Raw genomic sequence first — 18,419 nt, 5'->3', positions numbered from 1 at the left:
TAGTACATGGAGGGATAACATTGAAATCATGGTATCGATTATGGCAATACGAATTCAGCCTGCTGTTTCGCGGAACGATGTTGCTCGCGATCGGCGCGGTCGTGACGCCGCTGCTGTTTCTGCATGCGGAGATGGGCAAGGACTATGCGGAAATCCGGCGGTACGAGCATCTTTTCGCCGAATCGGGGGCGCTTGCGTCCCTGCTTGTCTACTTTGTTGCCTTGCTCGCTCTCTTTCTGAAGTCCATTTATTCCGGCTATTGGGGCGGCAAAAGCATGTACGCAATGCTGACGTTGCCGGTCCGCAGAGAAAGCTTGTATTTGGGCAAGCTGGCGGCCTTCGCGGTTAGCATGTTGGTGTTCTGGGCGGCTTCGGTCCTGGGGATCTGGCTCGGCTTCGGGCTGCTGGACGATAGGGTCCTGCATGCGACCAACGGCATTGGCGTTCCTGCTAATGGCATGTTTCTGGCCGTTATTCGCTCCGATTATTTGCGACTGATAATACCTTATGGCTTGCAGGGGCTCCTGTCCACGATCAGCATAGGCACGGCGGTGACGACCGGCATCTATTACGGCGTTTTGTGCGAGCGCAGCAAGCGGTACTGGGGGCTCTTCCTTGTTGCCGGATCGCTGTTCCTCGTCATCAGAGTGCTGATCTATCGTATCGGCTTGCCTCATCCGTATTTGACGGATTTTAACTTGAACGCCAGCAGCGTAGCCTTGCTGATCTTTGTCCTGTGGTTCGCCGGGCACAGCATTCGGTTGATGAGAAGGGGAGCGATCGTATGAGAAGGGATGGAGTTGCAAGAGTAAAGCGCCTGCTGAAACGGCATGCCGCTCTGCCGCTGCTCGCGATAGGACTGGCGATATTGGTCATCCTCTACTTCCAGATATCGGGGGCCAGAAATAACGGGAAGCTGGAGCTGGTCGATCTTTACGGTGATCGCTCTGCGCTCCGGGACGTTGTTTTGTCCGGTTATGTCCAGGATAGTTATCACAGGATGAGCTTTGAGCTTACCGAGGACAAAATAGACAAAGAGACAGTCGTGTTTGGCAAGCCTAGCCAGCCGATCGCGAATTATTCTCCCGGTATGCCGTTGCCGAGCGGGGATATGGCATATCAAATTTATCCTGGTTTCTATGCCGGAATCGGGTTTGAAATTCAAGCTTGGCGCATGCAAGAAGGCTACAGAATGAACGTGGAAGGAACGGCATTGGTGGAAACGACTCTGCAGTACAAAGGGACGGAGGACGGCTATTCGTTTTCCAACCATCAGGAGAAGGGGCTGGCTTTCGTAGGAGAACGTATCTTTTACGTTCCTCCTACAACCCGGTACTATACGGGGAAGAGCGGCATTTACGAGGTGCTGCGCTTCGGTGATCGGAACAGCATGCAGAAGCCCGAGGAAGACGAGACGCGCGTATTGGTCGAGCTGAACATGGAAGGGAATCGGCAGGAAGCGTGGCAGGGACTCGAAATTCTGGGATTGGAGGCTGTCGGAGACAAGCTGGCGCTTATTGCCTTGGAGGATGGAGAGATCGTGGTAAGCGGGTATGACAGCGAGACGGGAGATTTGCTAGGTCGGGTTCGGCTAGCCGAATATGTGTATATGCTGGGCCAGGGAACGGAACCGCCAGAGGCCGACGATTATTACGAGGATTATGAAGCATATGTCGATGAGGATCTTGGCGTGTTGAATCTGAAGTTTTATAATACGGGGTCGCCGGAGAATGAAACGAGGCATATGGTCGCAAGCATCTCCATGAAGGATGAAGTAAAGCTCATCAACAAGCAGGAGTTAAGCTACAAGGGACGGGACCGCTCCCCGTCGGGAGCGTCGAATAATTGGTTCAGCTTCCGGAATGGAAGGTTGTACGTCATGAAGGTCTCCAGCGTAGAGCCGGAAATGTATACTTTATTCGAAGGGTTGTATGACCAGCAGGTCATGATCGAAGTGTATGAGAATGGCGAGAAATTGTATGCCGGCGAGCTCCGTACCGATGTAAACGACGATGTCATCGAGGATCGATACTTGGCTTCGACGCACTTTCAGCAAGTACGCAGCGAGTATCGCGAGATCGGCGGCCTGCGAATCGGCAATGCAAAGTAGAGAGGAGGAGCATGGATGTTGGAGCTGAAGCAACTCTATAAGCCGTTCGGCAAAGGGGCCGCGGCGGCGCTGTCCATCGGCAGCCTGACGATCCCGACGGGCGAAATCGTGGGTGTGCTTGGCCTTAACGGCGCCGGCAAAACCTCGCTGTTGAAAGCCATTGTGGGGCTGGGCGAATTGCAGGAGGGGGAGGTGTCGTGGCGCGGTCGGCCGGTTCAAGAGCAGTATGGCGAAGTCGCCTACATTACGGAAGAAGGCAGCTTTCCGCCTCATATGAACGCTTCCGAATATGCGGACTTTCTTGCCGATTTCTATCCAAAGTTCAACCGGGAGCGTTACGAGCGACTGCTGAAATTTTTCGAGCTGGACGAATACGTTCGAATGGGAAAAATATCCAGAGGCCAGCGGGCAAGGATGGAGATCTGCGCCGGCTTCTCCAAGGGGGCCAAGCTTATTCTGATGGATGAGCCGTTTCTCGGCAAGGACGTATTCGCGAGACGCGACTTCCTAAAGCTGATGGTGACCAGTTTGCAGGAGGACGAAACCTTTTTGATCACGACCCATCTGGTGGACGAGATCGAGCATGTCATCGACAGGGCGCTTATAATTCATCAAGGCGCCATTCGGGCGGATGTGTATATGGAACAGCTGCAAGAGAGCGGCAAACGGCTGGAATCGCTGCTGGCTGAAGTCGTCGGACATGACGGAGAGCGGTATCGGCGGTTCCTGGGCGGCCCTTCGGATTGAAGGGCCTCGCCTTAGGGCAGCATGTCCAGGAACGTTTTGCCCGCAGAGGATAACGGGACTCCTCGCAGGGTAGCGATGCCGATATGTCGCTCTGGAAGAGGGAGCTGGAGGGGGATCTCGACGAGAGAGCCCGATTCCAGCTCCTTTTTTACGTAGTCCCGAATGACGAAGGCAGCACCGAAGCCGCTCTGGGCGAACTGGACGAGCAAATCCACGCTGCCCAGTTCGAATTCCGGTTGGAGCGAAATGCCGTGACCGGATGCATAGGCGTCAAGAAAACGTCTCGTGCTGGAGCCTTCCTCCAGCATTAACAGCGGAAGCCTGCCAAGCGCCTCCAGCGTAAGAGGCGGTCCGGCGGCGAGCTCCGCGTACTTTTTGCCTCCTACCAGGCAGTCTTGCAACGGAACGCTGCTCTTGAAATGGATGACGGGGTCGGATGCCGGCAAGCTGACGATGCCGAAGTCGATTCGGCCTTCCTTGAGCAGAGCGAGCGTCTCCGGGGTCGTTCGGTTCGTTACGCCAATGCGGACGCCGGGATACCGCTCATGGAACATCTCCAGGTAGGGCAACAGGTAATGCTTGCACAACGTGTCGCTTGCTCCGATCGTTATTTCGCCGCTATGCAACCGATTCATATCGGCGATCGACTTCTCGCCAACCTCGATGGCCGCGAAGGCTTGCTCCAGCTGCCGGTAAAGGATGGCCCCTTCGTTCGTTAAAGTGACTCCCCTGGACGTTCGGAAAAATAACGGGCCGCCAAGCGCGTTCTCGAGCTGCTTGATGGTCTGGCTGACCGCTGGCTGCGTAATGTGCAGCCGAAGGGCGGCTTTCGTGAGGCTGCCGGTTCTGGCAATCCAGTAAAATACGCGATACCATTCGAGGTTAATCATAAAATTAGTTCTCCTTATATTAGATATTAGTAATATCAATTATTCTAATACATTTTTCTTCCGTTATCATTTGTTTTGTAAGTTAATAAGGATGCGGAGGGGAAAAAATGACTGTTAGGGCGATTGTTGGAGCGAATTGGGGAGACGAGGGCAAGAGGAAGATGACTGGTTCGATGCCGTGGCGACGCGTTACGGCTGCATGCTGCAAGGCGCCATTACGGTCGCGTTAACGAATCTGGACGTGCTGGGTTATCTCGACGAAATTCCGGTATGCGTGGCCTACGAGACGGCTGACGGCGAGACGGAGCGGTTCCCCGTCACCTCCAAGCTGGCCGCCGCCCGGCCGAGCTTGCGGTATCTTCCGGGGTGGCGATGCGCTATTTCGCAGATAACCAGCTATGAACTGCTGCCGGAGCCCGCGAAGTAGTATGTCCAATTTGTCGAATCTGCCATTGGCGTCCCCGTATCTATCGTATCCGTGGGACCGGGGAGAGGTCAGACGTTGGTGCGGTGAAATAGAAAGGCCCGGCTCGTTATGGAGAGCCGGGCATGCTGATGCAGAAGTTACACTGGAGCAATTACGGTAGTTTCGCAATCAATCTGTGTTATATTGCTGTTGCTTGCATCTATTAGGGCGCCTTCTTTGAAGGTTACTCGAACGACGTCGCCAGCACTAAAACTTCTGATAGGGAAAATAATTTCGAGTGATGTTTGCATGATTGGCATGCCCCCGCCACCAGGAGGAAACTGCTCATCTTCGAACTGATTGAAGGGGGGTTCTCCTCCAGAGGAGCCTGATGGTGACCAAAGAATACTGACTCCCTCGCCAGTTGGGTCGATCTCAACCGGTGAACCGCTAACAGACGTCACGGTAATGGACGCTATTAAATCTGAGATATTTAATAAAGTTGTGGACGAACTGAGCGGCTCGTCGAAGACGACGGTTAACGAAGACGATTGTCCAGCATACAAGGGCGAGAGTCTGAAGGAGTCCTGGTTCTCTTCAACGGGGCCAGGAGTCGTGGAGTAGGTGCTCATACTGTAGCCTACAGCATGACCTGTGCTATTCACAGCCACCAAGATAACGGTTGTTTTACCCCCGCTGATATCTATGTTCCCACCCGGAGTATAAGGGTTTCCTTCAAAAAGGGCTCCAGCTGCGGGAATGTCCATATCAATCGTACCGGATTTGACCTTCCAGGAGAAGGCGCCTTCTGGTAAACTTAATGCTTCAAACTTTGCATAGCCGTCCCCTTCCCCCGGCGTGAGGTTTGAATATTCGCTTGATTGGAGAGAGGCCGGAGCTTCTGCGATCTGGTTGCTGTTAAGCGTGATATCTGCGAATTTCACAATAATGTTGTTCGGGTTTACTTCGTATAATCTGATATGCCTTCCGCTGCTTAGTTGTTTAATATCGGTGCCGATCTCGTAGGCAGCGGCATCCGAGATTCTATTAATATTAGTACCCGTGTAAGGAACGGCAATCGCTTGTTCGGCAATGGCGATGTGAAGTGTATTGCCTTCTGCGAGATCAGAGGAAGTAATCTTCGACGAAAAAGCAACGGATCCTTTCGTCAATTCGAGACCCTGAATCGCAGGCACAGTCGGCGTCGGCGTCGACACAGGCGGGTAATACGGCGTCGACGTAGGTGTTGGTGTCGGCGTTGCCGTAGGCGTCGTTGTCGGTGTAGGCGATGCCGACGGTTTTACCGATCCAGGAGGTATAAACTGCTCCTTGGCCTCATAAGCGCCTAACACGAGCAAATCTCTTGTGGCGTTCGAGTTCCCTCCGAATTTGCCGTCTGATCCATTGCTAAGCAGCTTAAGCTCCAAAGCCAGCGCCACATAACCCTTGGCCCAATCGGATACGGTGTCATCCTTGACTCCTTGTTCTTCTTTGGCTTCATCATCCTTGCCTAGTCCTCGAACCAAGAAAGTGGCCAATTGCTCCTTGGTAACGTCGCCGGCCGGGTTGAACCTCCCATCGCCCATGCCATCCGTAATGCCAGCTTTCTTGATAGCCTCGATATACGGAAGAGCGTAACCGTTAGCGGGATCGTCGGATTTGACGTCCGAGAAGGATGAAGTTTTTGCATCCTTATTGACATCAAGTCCATAGATCAACGCTGCTACCTTCGCGAACTGTGCGCGATTCATCTCATCCTTCAATCCGAACGTGCCATCGCCGACTCCTTCGAAGATGCCCGCGCTGATCAAGGCATCGAACTTGGCTTTGGTAGCCGCGTCCAAATCCTTTAGATCGGTGAAGTCCGCCGATGTTTTAGCCGCATCGACTTGTACCGGTCCGAACGCGAGCGCGGAAGAGGCAAGCACTGCCGCAAGACCGGCGAGGATCATCGTTTTTTTTCTTTTCATTTTTTATTAGTCCTCCTTACAAAATGTGGACATTTCCAGAACTATCTTACAGTGTATCATCCACGGGTCAAGCAGCCAAGAAAAATTTAACACTGTTTGAACATGTGATTTTCAATATTTTTTGAGGAAATTGCGAATAGTGGTTTACCTAAGGGCTAGAAATTGATATTATATATGACAACAAATGCGATGACGAGACAAGTAGGTAAATGGATTCTTTATCAGAGAGCTCCGGCCGGTGAAAGGGAGCAAAGAAGACTTTATCCGAAAAAAGACTCCGAGCAGCGCGTCGGAACCTGATCCCCGAATGGGCGGGGGGTGATGCGACAGGAGCTCCTGTTACAGAGCTAGAGTATAAGCGAGGGGAGACCCGCGCCGTACTTGAAGAGGCGCATGCGGCGACGTATACGCGAATTTAGGGTGGTACCGCGAGAGTTCAATCTCGCCCCTGAGACTGATAATAGTCTTGGGGGTGGGATTTTTTTGATTCTAGGCATCCGCGCGATTTCGCTATATGATGAGCATAGAAGTTCAAGAGTTGTGTATTCAATAGGCAGAGGGGCAAGCTGGCTGGCTGTCGATGGTATTGCAGATATGTCGGCAGTAAGCGGAATTGCTAATAAACTGGCTGTAAACGGAAATTGCAATTAAGCGGGCTGTACCGGAATCGCATTTTAAAGCTAGAGGTTCCGAAATAAACGGAATACACATGTAATGAAGGTATAGAGGACTCAGGTTTACTACTATAGAGGAGGCAACGAAACAGATGACACAATTATTGAAAGTCGGCATTGTAGGCGGTACGGGAATGGTGGGTCAGCGGTTCGTGCAGCTGCTGGACGGCCATCCGTGGTTTCAAGTAACGGCAATCGCGGCGAGCGCGGGCTCGGCGGGCAAGACTTACGAGCAATCCGTACAGGGTAGATGGAAGCTGGATACTCCGATTCCTGAGGCCGTGAAGTCCATTGTGGTGCAAGACGCTTCGAAGGTAGAAGAGGTTGCTTCCGGCGTCGATTTCATCTTCTGCGCGGTCGACATGAAGAAGGATGAAATCAAAGCGTTGGAGGAAGCCTATGCAAAAACGGGCACTCCGGTCGTATCTAACAACTCCGCACACCGCTGGACGGCGGATGTCCCTATGGTTATTCCGGAAATTAACCCGGGTCACCTGGACGTCATTGCGGCTCAGCGCAAGCGCCTTGGCACGGAGACGGGCTTTATCGCGGTCAAGCCGAACTGCTCGATTCAGAGCTACGTGCCGATGCTCAACGCGCTTAATGAATTTGGTCCGAAGACGGTCGTCGCTTCGACGTACCAAGCCATCTCCGGAGCGGGCAAAAACTTCACCGATTGGCCGGAAATGTTGGACAACGTCATTCCTTACATCGGCGGCGAAGAAGAGAAAAGCGAGCAGGAGCCGCTTCGTATCTGGGGCAGCGTAGAGAACGGCGAGATCGTGAAGGCAAGCGCGCCGCATATTACAACGCAATGCATTCGCGTCCCTGTAACGGATGGTCATCTGGCGACGGTATTCGTATCGTTTGAGAACAAACCATCCAAGGAAGAAATTCTGGATCGCTGGAACAGCTTTAAAGGCCGTCCACAAGAGCTGGAACTGCCAAGCGCGCCAAAACAGTTCATCACGTACTTCGAAGAAGAGAACCGTCCGCAGACGGGACTGGATCGCGATATCGAAGGCGGCATGGGAGTATCCGCGGGTCGTCTGCGCGAAGATTCTCTCTACGATTTCAAGTTCGTCGGACTGTCGCATAACACGTTACGCGGTGCGGCTGGCGGAGCGGTGCTGATCGCCGAGCTGCTGAAGGCTGAAGGGTATATTACGGCTAAGCAAGGCTAGTATTTACTGTTTCGTTCCACGTGACTTTCACGTTGCAAAGGTGGGTGCCGCATGACGGTTGTTTTTGACATGCAGGATGGCAAGGCGGCCACATAGCTTCCGAGGCGGCGACAGCGGAGAGCGCACCTTCACCTTCAATGGACAGGAGGAATACGATAATGGTTGCAGCACCTAAGACGCTGAGAATATGCGAGAAAGGGCATCGCTACTATAAGAGCAGCGAATGCAATACTTGTCCGAAGTGTGAGAGCGGAAATGCGCCTGAGACCGGCTTTATGACGACCTTGGCTGCGCCGGTGCGGCGCGCGCTGGAGACGGAGGGCATCTCCACGCTGTCTGAGCTTTCCGCTTATTCGGAGAAGGAAATTCTGAAGCTTCACGGCGTTGGTCCGTCTTGCATGCCGATACTCCGTGAGGCGCTCCGGGAAGAAGGGCTGTCTTTTAAGTCTTAGTCTGGTAGGGGACCGGTAGCGACTGCGGCAAAGGAATCTCGAGAGACACCCCGCACGTATAATATTAACAATTGACGTTTTAAGCCGTGGCTTTCACCAAATGGTGGGGGTCGCGGCTATTTTAATTGTCACTTAGAAAAGTTGCTATATGCCTCGGGGCGACAGTGGGAGCAGCAACCCGTGAAAATCGGGTTAACAGTGCGTCGCGTAGCGACTTTGAGAGCTGCAACCCGAGAAAAGAGACTGTCGATTAATGATGCATAAGTTAAATTGTAGGCATGTGTCTGGTAAGAAATGAACGGAGCAACTGTAAACGGAACTGAAAGGCTTTATTTCATCAAAAAGCGCGATTTCGCAATTCTAATGGAACTGACAGCCCTTAAGAGGGGCAAAAGTTCGCGGTTTGCCTAGATTTCTCACGACGCCCAGTTCCGTTAGATTCTAGTATCACGTCAAATGATCAAAATAAGGCTTCTCAGTTCCTTTACAGGTTGTCGATGATCGATTATAGCTTCATTTCCAGCTTTGCACACAATGAATCGACAGTCTCGAAAACCGGGTTGCAGTGCGCCGCGGAGCGCTAAGCCCCGCCTTGTTTTGGTCATTTCTGGGCATACTGACAACGCAACCTGCAAGCGAATAAGAAACAACTAATGATTTCGATAGATAACCAATCGTTGTTATATGGTTCCCCAATCTTGAAAGGCTTATCATTTAAAGCAGGAGGGGAACCGGATGGGAAGATTTTATAAATATCGCTGGCAATATGCCATGATTTTACCGGCAGTCACGCTGCTATTTCTATTCAACTACGTCCCGATGGCGGGCATTCAGATCGCCTTCCGGGACTTTCAGATCGGGTCGTCGATTTGGAACAGCGCTTGGGTGGGCTTCGATAACTTCGCCTTTTTTAAAGAACCGCAGTTCTGGGTCGTTGTCACCAACACGCTGTACATTTCAGTGCTGAAGTTTATCTTCGGCTTTCCGGCTCCAATTTTATTGGCATTAATGATTAACGAGGTTCTGCATTCCGGCTTCAAAAGATTCGTGCAATCCGTGAGCTACCTGCCCCACTTCTTCTCTTGGATCGTCGTCGCGTACATTCTGCAATCGTTCCTGACGCTGGACGGCGGACTCGTAAACGATGTCATTCAGAAAACGGGCAACGAATCGATCTTCTTTCTAGGCTCGACGGAATGGTTCCGACCAATGATCGTCGGGAGCGGCTTGTGGAAGGAAGTCGGCTGGAATACGATTCTGTACCTGGCAGCCATTACGGCTATCGATCCGCAGCTTTACGAGGCGGCGAAGGTAGAAGGCGCGGGCAAGTTGGCGCAGATTCGCAACATTACACTGCCGGGCATTATGCCGACGATCACGATCGTGCTCATTCTGAGCATTCCAAGCCTGATTACGGTCGGCATGGATCAGATCTACCCGATGATGAACTCGGCGAATATGTCGGTATCGGACGTCCTGGATACGTATGTATTGCGAAGCGGTCTGCAGCAAGGTTACTTCGGGATGGCAACGGCCGTAGGTTTATTATCATCGGTCCTTGCACTGGTGCTTGTTCTTCTGACGAACGCGATATCGCGCAAAATTAACGGCGAAGGGCTTTGGTAACTCATGAGACTATCAGTAGGAGAAAAGGTCGGACAAACCGTTATTGTCGTGTTGTTATCGCTGCTTTGTCTCAGCGTCATCTACCCGTTCCTATATATGCTGGCGATTTCCTTAAATGAAGGGGCGGACGCGGCAAAAGGCGGCGTCTACTTGTGGCCGAGATCATTTACGCTCATCAACTATGAGATCGTGCTTGGCAACGAGGTTATCCGCAGCGCTTACCTGATTACGATCGCCAGGACGGTTCTTGGCACCATCGTTGGCATGCTCGTGACGCTGATCGCGGCCTACGGCTTGTCATACCGGGGCTTGCCGTTCCGCAAAGGCATCCTGGCTTACGTTCTGATCACCATGCTGTTTAGCGGCGGCCTGGTGCCGTTCTACATCCAACTGTTCAATCTGGGATTGACGAACACGTTCCTCGTGTACATCATCCCGACTGCATTTTCGGCTTGGAATATGTTCGTCATGCTGAAGTTCCTGCAAGGCATTCCGGAGGCGCTGATCGAATCGGCAGAGCTCGACGGCGCGGGACCCGTACGGATCCTGTTCCAAATCATCATACCGCTCTCGAAGCCGATGCTGGCCGCGCTGGGTTTGTTTACCGCAGTGGGGCACTGGAACGATTGGTTCGCCGGAGCGTTCTACGTCACGGATCAATCTTTGATTCCGGTACAGACGTTCCTGCAGCAATTGCTCAACGCGTCCGACCTCTCGGCCGTCATGGGCTCCAATAATAACCAGGAAGCACTGGCACGCGGCTCGCAGCAGAATATTACGCTGATGTCGATCAAGATGGCCGTCGTTATGGTAAGCGCCATTCCGATCCTGTGCGTCTATCCGTTCTTGCAGAAGTATTTCGTCAAGGGCGTACTGATCGGCTCCGTTAAGGGCTAGGACTTACAGGGGTATAATGATCCAACCATATACCGTTATCGTTACACAATCGCAAGGGGAGGCAGACAAACATGAAGTGGGGACTAAAAAGCAAGGGTACGATCGCGGCGGCGCTGGCAACTACGCTGGTGCTGGCTGGCTGCTCCGGCGGCGCAAACGAAGCGCCATCGGAAACAGGCGGCAGCGCGGCAGCCGGAGGCAACACGGCATTTAATCTGTGGCTCGGCTGGTCGGCGACGATCAACAACGACAGCTCCGTTCAGAAACATTGGAAGGAGAAAGAACCGGGTGTAGCGGTAACGCTGGAAGCAACGCAAGGCGATGCGGCAACGGCTCTGAACCTGAGGCTGAACACGGACGGATTCAAGGATGCTGCGATCTTTAGTCGCAGTGAGACGGTGGAAAGCGCGATGCAGCGCTCGAAGAAAATCATGTCGCTGGAGCAATACTTCGACATGCCGGACAAATATCCGGGACTCGCTTCCATTCCGAAACAATATTTGGAGGAAATGAAGGACGAAAACGGCCAGATCTGGTCGATCCCGACCTGGTTCGATCAGAATCCGGACAATCCGTGGCCGGGCTGGGCTTCGCAAACATGGCTCGTTCGGACGGACGTGCTGGAGAAAGTGGGCATGACGCTGGACGATCTGGCTACGCTGGAAGGCGTGGAGGAATACTTGAAGGCAGCGGGTAGCGTGAAGGATGATGCCGGCAAAACGCTTAATCCGATGGGATTCCTGATGGATCCGAGCGATACGATCGGCTGGAACGACGAAAACGCCATTTTGAGCGCGTTCGGCGTAACGACGGGAAGCGCCGGCGGCGTAATCCCGGTCGAGGAGAAAAACGGCGAGTTTGTGCTGCTGTATGACGATCCTCAGTTCAAAGCCGCTTACCAATGGCTTAACGAAATGTATCTGGCCAAGCTGGTCGACCCTGAAGTCGTAACGGATAAAAAAGAGCGTTACAAGGAGAAAAACAAATCGGGACGCACCGCGCTGAACGTAGGCAGCTTCTTTAATGTCGACGCGACGCTGTGGGAAACGCTGGACGGACCGACGGAGCCGGGGTGGTTCTATCAAGTCGTGCCGTTCCCGAAAGTGGAAGGCGTAGACAAAGTCGGCGCGAACCAAGTCGTGAACCCGTACCCGGGATACGACGTGTATGTTAGCAAAGACACCAAAAATCTTGAAGCTATCCTGAAGTTTTTCGATTACACGCTGCAGCCGAACGCAGAGCAGCAACATGTCATTAACGAAGGTCCGACTGGCGTGTTCTGGGATTGGGTCGACCAGCCTCTCGGCGAATGGAAATATATCGACGAAGCGTACAAAGCAGAACGCAATAGCGGCGACACGGCGCGTAAATCGTCAGTAACGCCTGAGTTATACATGGCTTCGTCGTATAATAATGATTGGTACCCATGGTGGAACTACGGCGAGTCGGACAAAGCCGGAGCGAAACGTACGTCGGAATTTACGTCCGAAGTCGGCGCGATGGGCGGCGTACGCGGCGCGGAGCTATACGACATGGTGAAAGCGGAGCCGGGCGGTCTATGGGAGAAATACGGACCGGAGCTTGAGAACGTACGTAAAGAGTACAGAGCCAAGCTGATTATGGCGAAGGATGCCGCGCAATTCGAGACGGTTTGGAACCAATTCCGCGATGCGTTGGAGAAACGCGCGCATTGGAGCGAGCTGAAGGAAGAATGGCAAACATCCTACGACACTATGATTGCAAAGCAATAGCATAGAGGCAAGCAGGAGCAATCCCGTAAAGGGGGTTGCTCCGTTTGCCTTTTCTCCTGCGGGGAGTGCTTCTCTTCTATTTAAACGGAATGATACGGCTGGGAGTGGTTGAGCAATGGTGCTGCGATTAATCGAACGAACGGCGATACGTGTGACGAGGGGACTCCATCTCCGCGGAAAAATTTTGTTGCTATACGTGCTCATTGTTTTCGTGCCTACCGTTATTCTCGGTATCGGCGCGGGATATTTCGCATTGCAGAGCGTACGCGACAATTACATGGTCACGATCAGGGAAGCGGTTCGCCAGACTTCTCAGAACATCGATTTCCGAAAGCAAGCCTACGATCTCCTGGCCGTCCGTACGGCGACCGACGGGGAGCTGTCGGCGAGATTGTCCAGAGAACATGCCGACATGTCCGACCAGCTGCTCTCGCTGGAATACGTCGACCGGTCGTTCTTGTCGACAAGCAAATTGCTGCCGGGCATCGACATGTTCCGGATCTATCACACGAATGACACTCTCGTCCAGGACGGGAGGCTGCTGTGGAAGCCGGAGGGTCGACCGCTCGCCGGACGGACGGAGACGGATTGGTACAGCGAGACGCTGGCGTCAGGCGAGCCCTTGCGGTGGATCAACGTACCGGGCGAGACCGACCAGCTTCTGGTGTCGCACAAGATTTTTAACACGAACGGCTCTAGCGTCGTCGGCGCCACCTACATGCTGCTGGATTACGATTCCGTGTTCGGCGACCTCTTTGACAATCCCTTCAACGGGGCCGGCGATATCTACATTATGGATCACAACGGACGTATTGTAGCTTCGTCCAGCGAGGATCAGATCGGGACTGTCGCTGCGCGTATTCCGGAGCTTAAGCAAGCCGAAGGCATGGGGGAAGGGGCGTTCTCGGAAGGGGTCATGCTGGATGACAAACAGATGATCGTCGAGACGCTGGCTTCGGGATGGAGCGTAGCCGCGGTGCTGCACATGGACCAGTTGGAGCGGCAATCCAAAGGGATTGCCTACGGGATCGTGGGCGCTATAGCTTTCTTCCTGCTGTTGTCCATGTTTATGGTCATGACGGTGCTAAAGAATGTCGTATGGCGGATTCGCAAGCTGGGCAGCCGGATGAACGACATTGCCGAAGGCGAATTCGATGTAACCGTCACCAGCAGGGACAAAGACGAGCTTGGCGAGCTGGAGGTTTTGTTTAATTCCATGACGGGCAAGCTGGGGACGCTGGTCAACGATATTACGAAGTCGAGGCTGAAGGAGCGGGAGCATTCGTTCCGCGCGCTGCAGGCGCAGATCAATCCGCATTTTATCTATAATTCGCTGAGCTTAATCAGATGGCGTGCCATGGATCAGGGGGACAAGACGCAGATTCGCGCGATCGACGCACTGACGACGTTCTACCGGCTTGCGCTTGACAACAGAGTAAACGTGACAAGAGTGGAGACGGAGCTGCAGCATGTCGAAGCTTATCTCGATATCCAGGAGCTGCGCTACCCGGACCAGGTACAGATCGAGTGGGACATCGACCCGGAAGCGCGGCCTTACTACACGATCAAAATGCTGCTCCAACCCATCGTCGAAAATTGTTACGTGCATGGCGCCATTATGCAGAAGGAAGATGCTTTCATTCGGATCTCGGCCAGGAAGGAGCAAGACCGCATCCGGTTCGTCATTCACGATAACGGGGCAGGGATGTCCGAGGAGACGCTGGAATCGCTGCGGGAGGGCAAGCGGACCGGCTCCGGCAATGGCTTCGGCACCGCCAACATTAGAGAGAGGCTTCTGCTTTATTTTGGCAGCGGCAGCAGCATGACAATCGACAGCGCCCCAGGGGAAGGGACATTCGTGGCGATCGACATCCCCGCTTACCTGGAGCAGCCGGAAATCAGGAAAGGAGATGGCGTATGATACAGGCTTTGATTGTGGATGACGAGCCAACGCATATACAAGGATTGGTCAGGCATGTCGGGTGGGAGGCGATCGGCTACGCGCCGCCGCTGACCGCGCAATCCGGAGAGGCGGCGCTTGCTCTGCTGCGGAATCATGACGTCGACGTGCTCATCTCGGACGTGTCGATGCCGATCATGACGGGGATTGAACTCGTGTCGCGATGCAAAGAGCTGGGTTATCGGCTGCAGGTGCTCATTATCAGCGGCTACAACGAGTTCGAGTTCGTGCAGGAAGCGATTCATGTCGGCGCACAGGCTTACGTGCTTAAGCCGATCAAGACGGAGGAAGTGGAAGCGAAGCTGACCGCATTTCGCGCCGCGATCGAGAAGCAGCGGGATATCGAAGCGGAGACAAACGAGCTGCAAGAGAAGGTGTCCGGCAGTCTGGATGTCGTCAAGGAACGTTTCGTCCATGATCTTGTGTTGGAAGGGCTCGCGGACGACGACACGAAGGAGTCCTGGATCAAGCTGCTGGAGCTGCCCCCGCTGATGCGGGGAATCAGCGTCATCTCCTTCGGCTACGACCGGTTTATGGACGGCGGCAGGGATGCCAAGAGCCGAATCGTGCGAGGGAGCGGATTCCTGAAGGCGGTAAAGGTCAGCTTGGCGGACTTCCCCGGCGTCATCGCCGCCAGCATGGGATCGGAGGAGGTTGTCGCCGTGCACCTCAACCCCTTGCCGGAGGAGCAGGTTCGCATGGAGAAGGGCATCGCGTTCGTGCAGCAGTGGATTCGAGAGCAGTACGGCTCCTCGGTGACGGTTGGGCTTAGCCGCATCTTTAAGGATTGGGGGGAGGCCCCCATCGCGTATAAACGCGTGAAATATATGATGGCCAAGGCGCGGCTGCTGGAAGGCGGACAAGTGCTGTACGAGGAGCGGCTGGACGAGACGGAATTTCTGGAGCACCGCGTCAGGGAGGAGTACATTCCGGAGATCGTCCGAATGCTGGAGAAGGCCGACGAAGCGGGCAAGGCGGTCGAATATACCAGCAGCGTGCTGGATATGCTTATCGCTCATCATCCCTTCACATACATTCAGGCGTTCGGGCTCGGTCTGCTTAGCGAGCTGGCGCGCAAGCGGAAGCTGCAGGACGATGCGATGGCCGATCTCAACATTCCGGTCTGGCAGCGTCTGATCGACTGCACGACGGTGCCGCAGGTCAAGGATGTCGTGATGGAATACGTTAAGAGGTACGCGGAGGCGGAGCAAAACAAGCAGAGCTCGCAGCAACACAATTTGATCCAGAAGATTTCGGACTATATCGAAGCCCATATTCATGAGAATGTAACCGTCAAGCAGCTGGCTGAGCTTCATCACCTGAACGCGAGCTACCTGAGCGTGTTGTTCAAGAAATCGACCGGCAAGACCGTATCCGAATTCGTGCAGGAGACGCGGATGAACAAAGCGATGGAGCTGCTGCGCGACCCGCATGTTCGCGTCTATGAGGTGGCGGAGCAGGTTGGTTTCCAAACGGCGGCTTATTTCACTTACCTTTTCAAGAAAACAACGGGATATACCCCGCAGGAATATAGGGACTACCACTAAAATACGTGTTCAAAAAGTTCGGTTTTCAGCACATGAGCTTATGCTTCCGATGCTGCGTTTTTTTCAAAAACGCTGTAGAAGATTGGATGAAGGTAGAAAGTGAGGAGCGGAGCGTAGTGGAAGCTACGTGAGCACCGGAAGTTTCGCCTGAATTCAATATTCGATGTCGAGTAAGCTTCTTGGCTTACTTCGTGATCAAAAGCGGACTTTTTGAACTACCATTAACAGGATAAATAGGAGCTGGGGAACGAGATGATTACGAAGATTGGTCTGGGAGGACAATGGCGGCTGCGGCTGGATCCGGAGAAAACAGGAAACGAGGCAGAGCCGTTCGATGATGTCATGACGTTGCCGGGAACGACGTCCCATGCCGGCAAAGGCCCGGCGAACGAGGAGGCGCTGGCGGGTTCATTGACGGACGCCTTCAAGTTCGAGGGTTACGCCTGGTTCTCGCGCGAGGTGGATATTACTGCGGAGCAAGCGGGATGGAACGCCATGCTTTATCTGGAGCGTACGCGGGTCACGACTGTCTGGATCGACGGCGAGGAGATCGGCACGCGCAACAGCCTGTGCACGCCGCATGTCTACGAGCTCGGCAAGTTGCTGACGGAAGGGAAGCACCGCGTTACGATCCGGGTCGACAACACTTCATATCCGACCAAAGGCGGACATATGACGTCGGCGGACACGCAGACGAATTGGAACGGCATTACAGGACGGCTGGAGCTGCAATTTGCAGGCGACGCCTATCTGGACGACGTACAAGTATACCCGGATACTGCAAATCGTACTTTTACGGTTCGGGCGAAGGTGGCGGGCGTGCCGCAGGGTACTTTGACGATTGAAGGAACGGAGAGCGGAGTCCATGTGGCCGAGTCGCAGTTGAATGAAGGAACGGAGAGTGGAGTCCATGTGGCCGAGTCGCAGTCGATTGAAGGAACGAAGAGTGGAGTCCATGTGGCCGAGTCGCAGTCGAATGAAGGAACGGAGAGCGGAGTCCATCGAGCTGCGCCTCTTATGGTGGCTGTATCGGGCGGCGAGCTTGAAGTTGTCTACGCCCTTGGCGATGATGCGCAGCTATGGAGCGATGCTTCTCCCAATCTCTACGAGCTGAAGCTGCGTCTTGTCAGTGACGGGGGTGCATTGCTGGACGAGCGGAACATCGTGGCCGGCTTGCGGGATTTCAGAGCGGACGGCGATAAATTCACGATCAACGGCGCGAAGACGTTTCTGCGGGGCAAGCATGACGGGCTGATTTTCCCGCTAACGGGTTATGCTCCGACGACGCTGGAAGAGTGGCTTCGCATTTTGGGCATATCGAAATCATATGGCATTAACCATTATCGCTTTCATACCTGCTGCCCTCCAGAGGCAGCGTTCGAAGCCGCCGATATACTCGGGATCTACATGGAGCCGGAGCTGCCGTTCTGGGGCACTGTAACGGAGGAAGGCGACGAGAAGCATAACGAAGCGGAGCAGCAATATTTGATCCGGGAGGGCTTCGAAATTTTACGCGCCTTCGGCAATCATCCGTCGTTCGTCATGATGTCGCTTGGCAACGAGCTGTGGGGCAGCAAAAGCCGGATCGCGAAAATAATGCGCGGATATAAGGCTTACGACAGCCGCCCGCTCTACACGCAAGGCTCTAACAACTTTCAGTTCGTGCCGGTTATTTTAGAGGAAGACGACTTCTACTGCGGCGTTCGATTCTCCAGAGATCGTCTGTTCCGGGGGTCCTACGCGATGTGCGATGCGCCGTTAGGGCATATTCAGACGGATAAGCCGAGCACGATGAAGGATTACGACGAGCAGATCGTTCCGAGCGGCCTCGGCGGGGACGGCGGCACGGATGGAGGAGGTGAGCTTCAAATCCAGTACGGAACCGAAGCGATCACGGTCAAGGCGGAAGCGGCATCCGAGCTTATACCGTCCATTCCCGTCGTGTCCCATGAGATCGGGCAATTCGGCATGTATCCCAATTATGCCGAGATCGAGAAGTACGATGGACCGCTCAAGGCGCGAAACTTCGAACTGTTCCGCGAGCGGCTGGAGATCAAGGGGATGGGGCATCTCGCGGACAAGTTTTTTCAGAGCTCCGGCAAGCTCGCCGTGGAGTGTTACAAAGAGGACCCTGGAGGCGGCCTTCCGTACGAGGCAGCTTGCAGGTTTCCAGCTTCTTGACCTGCAGGACTTCAGTGGACAAGG

At 53.9% G+C, this 18,419-nt stretch carries 14 protein-coding genes and 1 other annotated feature; of the genes, 12 read left to right on the top strand and 2 right to left on the bottom strand.

Annotated features, from left to right (window positions below):
* Positions 1-20: 20 nt before the first annotated feature.
* From KJW29_RS21145 to KJW29_RS21135, 3 genes are read left to right on the top strand one after another with little or no spacing between them, the layout of a single operon-like run.
* Positions 21-788 (top strand): hypothetical protein, encoded by a 768-nt coding sequence (locus tag KJW29_RS21145; protein ID WP_214626064.1) that lies wholly within the window; start codon positions 21-23, stop codon positions 786-788.
* Positions 785-2,110 carry a hypothetical protein gene (locus KJW29_RS21140; RefSeq protein WP_214626063.1) on the top strand — a complete coding sequence of 442 codons (1,326 nt, stop codon included), beginning with the start codon at positions 785-787 and terminating at the stop codon, positions 2,108-2,110. The genes KJW29_RS21145 and KJW29_RS21140 overlap by 4 nt, the downstream gene beginning before the upstream one ends.
* A gap of 15 nt (positions 2,111-2,125) precedes the next feature.
* Entirely contained in the window at positions 2,126-2,857 is a 732-nt protein-coding gene (locus KJW29_RS21135; RefSeq protein ID WP_214626062.1) for an ATP-binding cassette domain-containing protein, read from the top strand.
* An 11-nt stretch (positions 2,858-2,868) separates the two neighbouring features.
* Here KJW29_RS21135 and KJW29_RS21130 read toward each other — a convergent pair whose 3' ends face one another.
* The gene (locus KJW29_RS21130; protein WP_214626061.1) at positions 2,869-3,747 is read right to left on the bottom strand and encodes a LysR family transcriptional regulator; all 879 of its coding nucleotides are present in this window, start codon (positions 3,745-3,747) and stop codon (positions 2,869-2,871) included.
* Between the two features lie 136 nt (positions 3,748-3,883).
* Here KJW29_RS21130 and KJW29_RS21125 point away from each other — a divergent pair, with 136 nt between their 5' ends.
* Positions 3,884-4,174, top strand: coding sequence for an adenylosuccinate synthetase (locus tag KJW29_RS21125; RefSeq protein WP_246608311.1), 291 nt, complete (start codon positions 3,884-3,886; stop codon positions 4,172-4,174).
* Between the two features lie 137 nt (positions 4,175-4,311).
* Here KJW29_RS21125 and KJW29_RS21120 read toward each other — a convergent pair whose 3' ends face one another.
* Entirely contained in the window at positions 4,312-6,123 is a 1,812-nt protein-coding gene (locus KJW29_RS21120; RefSeq protein WP_214626060.1) for an S-layer homology domain-containing protein, read from the bottom strand.
* 180 nt (positions 6,124-6,303) lie between these two features.
* Positions 6,304-6,576: a binding site (T-box leader), on the top strand.
* Between the two features lie 313 nt (positions 6,577-6,889).
* Here KJW29_RS21120 and asd point away from each other — a divergent pair.
* The 8 genes from asd to KJW29_RS21080 all read left to right on the top strand — a co-directional run bounded on the left by asd (position 6,890) and on the right by KJW29_RS21080 (position 18,395).
* The gene (gene asd, locus KJW29_RS21115; RefSeq protein WP_214626059.1) at positions 6,890-7,981 is read left to right on the top strand and encodes an aspartate-semialdehyde dehydrogenase; all 1,092 of its coding nucleotides are present in this window, start codon (positions 6,890-6,892) and stop codon (positions 7,979-7,981) included.
* 158 nt (positions 7,982-8,139) lie between these two features.
* Positions 8,140-8,433, top strand: coding sequence for an RNA polymerase alpha subunit C-terminal domain-containing protein (locus KJW29_RS21110; RefSeq protein ID WP_214626058.1), 294 nt, complete (start codon positions 8,140-8,142; stop codon positions 8,431-8,433).
* 735 nt (positions 8,434-9,168) lie between these two features.
* A complete protein-coding gene (locus tag KJW29_RS21105) occupies positions 9,169-10,059 on the top strand; it encodes an ABC transporter permease (RefSeq protein ID WP_214626057.1) in 891 nt (296 codons plus the stop codon).
* A gap of 3 nt (positions 10,060-10,062) precedes the next feature.
* Positions 10,063-10,956: a carbohydrate ABC transporter permease gene (locus KJW29_RS21100; protein WP_214626056.1), complete on the top strand. Its 894-nt coding sequence runs from the start codon at positions 10,063-10,065 to the stop codon at positions 10,954-10,956.
* Positions 10,957-11,027: 71 nt separating this feature from the next.
* Positions 11,028-12,707, top strand: coding sequence for a type 2 periplasmic-binding domain-containing protein (locus KJW29_RS21095; RefSeq protein ID WP_214626055.1), 1,680 nt, complete (start codon positions 11,028-11,030; stop codon positions 12,705-12,707).
* Positions 12,708-12,822: 115 nt separating this feature from the next.
* Complete coding sequence (locus KJW29_RS21090) at positions 12,823-14,628, top strand: cache domain-containing sensor histidine kinase (protein WP_214626054.1); 1,806 nt, start codon at positions 12,823-12,825, stop codon at positions 14,626-14,628.
* Positions 14,625-16,214, top strand: a complete 1,590-nt coding sequence (locus KJW29_RS21085) for a response regulator transcription factor (RefSeq protein ID WP_246608310.1) — start codon at positions 14,625-14,627, stop codon at positions 16,212-16,214. The genes KJW29_RS21090 and KJW29_RS21085 overlap by 4 nt, the downstream gene beginning before the upstream one ends.
* A gap of 252 nt (positions 16,215-16,466) precedes the next feature.
* Positions 16,467-18,395: a glycoside hydrolase family 2 TIM barrel-domain containing protein gene (locus KJW29_RS21080; protein ID WP_214626053.1), complete on the top strand. Its 1,929-nt coding sequence runs from the start codon at positions 16,467-16,469 to the stop codon at positions 18,393-18,395.
* Positions 18,396-18,419 lie beyond the last annotated feature (24 nt).

It is taken from the genome of Paenibacillus agaridevorans (genome assembly GCF_018604145.1).
Taxonomy (GTDB): domain Bacteria; phylum Bacillota; class Bacilli; order Paenibacillales; family Paenibacillaceae; genus Pristimantibacillus; species Pristimantibacillus agaridevorans.
Note: the sequence above shows the minus strand (reverse complement) of the source record. Positions and strands in the feature narration are given on the sequence as shown.